At 67.2% G+C, this 1,450-nt stretch carries 2 protein-coding genes; one reads left to right on the top strand and one right to left on the bottom strand.

Annotated features, from left to right (window positions below):
- Positions 1-111: 111 nt before the first annotated feature.
- Positions 112-1,005: an IS5 family transposase gene (locus C1I99_RS31555; protein ID WP_111137775.1), complete on the top strand. Its 894-nt coding sequence runs from the start codon at positions 112-114 to the stop codon at positions 1,003-1,005.
- On the opposite strand, the gene C1I99_RS31550 is transcribed toward C1I99_RS31555, so the two are convergent.
- The gene (locus C1I99_RS31550; protein ID WP_199562471.1) at positions 960-1,352 is read right to left on the bottom strand and encodes a hypothetical protein; all 393 of its coding nucleotides are present in this window, start codon (positions 1,350-1,352) and stop codon (positions 960-962) included. The two genes, C1I99_RS31555 and C1I99_RS31550, sit on opposite strands and share 46 nt — an antisense overlap.
- Positions 1,353-1,450: the final 98 nt, after the last annotated feature.

The following is a 1,450-nucleotide window of genomic DNA, read 5'->3' as shown; positions in this document are numbered from 1 at the left end:
AGGCGGTGTTTCATAGGTGTTGAGGAAGTTGCGGCGCGTCGGTGATCAATAAACGGCGAGGTCTCCGGTAGATGATTCTTCGACCAAGAAGACCTGAACACCGGAGACCTCGTGGCCAGCGTAGCGGCAACGAGGCGGCACGATCTGTCCGACGCGCAGTGGGCGAGGCTGGAACCGCTGCTGCCACGTGGGAAGAAGCCGGGTCGGCCGCCGAAGTGGAGTAAACGGCAGCTCATCAATGGGATCCGGTGGCGGGTCCGGGCCGGCTCGCCGTGGCGAGACGTACCGGAGTGTTACGGCCCCTGGCAGACCATATACGGGCTGTTCCGCCGCTGGCAGAGGGCTGGGGTGTGGCAGCGGATCGTCACCGCGTTGCAGGCACGTGCGGACGCCGCCGGGTTGATCACCTGGGATGTCAGCGTCGACTCGACGATCGCCCGGGCGCATCAGCACGCCGCCGGTGCTCGTCGCAACAGTGACCAGCAGCGGGAGCCGCCGGGCGGGCCTGAGCAGGAGCCGGCCGACCACGCCCTCGGTCGTTCGCGCGGGGGTCTCACCACCAAGATTCACCTCGGGTGCGAGCAAGGGCAGAAGCCGTTGTCGATGGTGCTGACCGCGGGGCACCGCGGAGACAGCCCGCAGTTCACCGTGGTGCTAGACAGGATTCGGGTGCCACGACTGGGCGCAGGCAGGCCACGCACCCGCCCAGACCGGGTCCTGGCCGACAAGGCGTACACCTCCCAGGCCAACCGCCGCTACCTGCGCCAGCGTGGGATCACGGCGACCATCCCGTCGAAGGCCGACCAGGACGCCAACCGGCGCAAGCGGGGCTCGAAGGGCGGCAGGCCGCCAGCTTTTGACCCCGAACGCTACCGGCAGCGGCACGCCGTGGAGTGCGGCATCAACCGCCTCAAACGCCACCGCGCGATCGCGACCAGGTATGACAAACTCGCCGTCCGCTACCAGGCCTCACTGCACATCGTCGCCATCAACGAGTGGCTTTGAGCCTGTGTGCAGGAGCAGCAGGGTTCTGCGTTCACCACGTCGGCGAGTGTCAGCTCGAACGCCGGCCCGGGCTTCGCCGGCTGCCAGCCGCCCGTCAGTGCTTCGCGGATACCCGCAGCCACTGTCGCCGGACGCACCGGTGCGCTGGCGTACCCGATCCAGTTGCCTGGATGCGCATACGGCAAAGACACCACGAGCACAGCGCCCGGTTCCTCGGCCAGCTCTGCCACAAACGTCAGCGGCGACCAGCCATTGGCCTGGGAGTACGTCGGCCGGCGACGCACGGTCCAGCGGAACGCGACGCCGTCGACGACGATCCGCCGGGATCCCTTGCTGGCAAGCGTCACTTCATACTCCTACCGCACTCGACCGGCATCCGACCAGCACCGTAGGCACAGTCCAGAATAACTGCTACCGATTACCTGCTTCTGAAACACGGCCTAGC

It is taken from the genome of Micromonospora deserti (genome assembly GCF_003236335.1).
Classification (GTDB): domain Bacteria; phylum Actinomycetota; class Actinomycetes; order Mycobacteriales; family Micromonosporaceae; genus Micromonospora; species Micromonospora deserti.
This window is presented reverse-complemented; position numbering and strand designations above follow the sequence as displayed.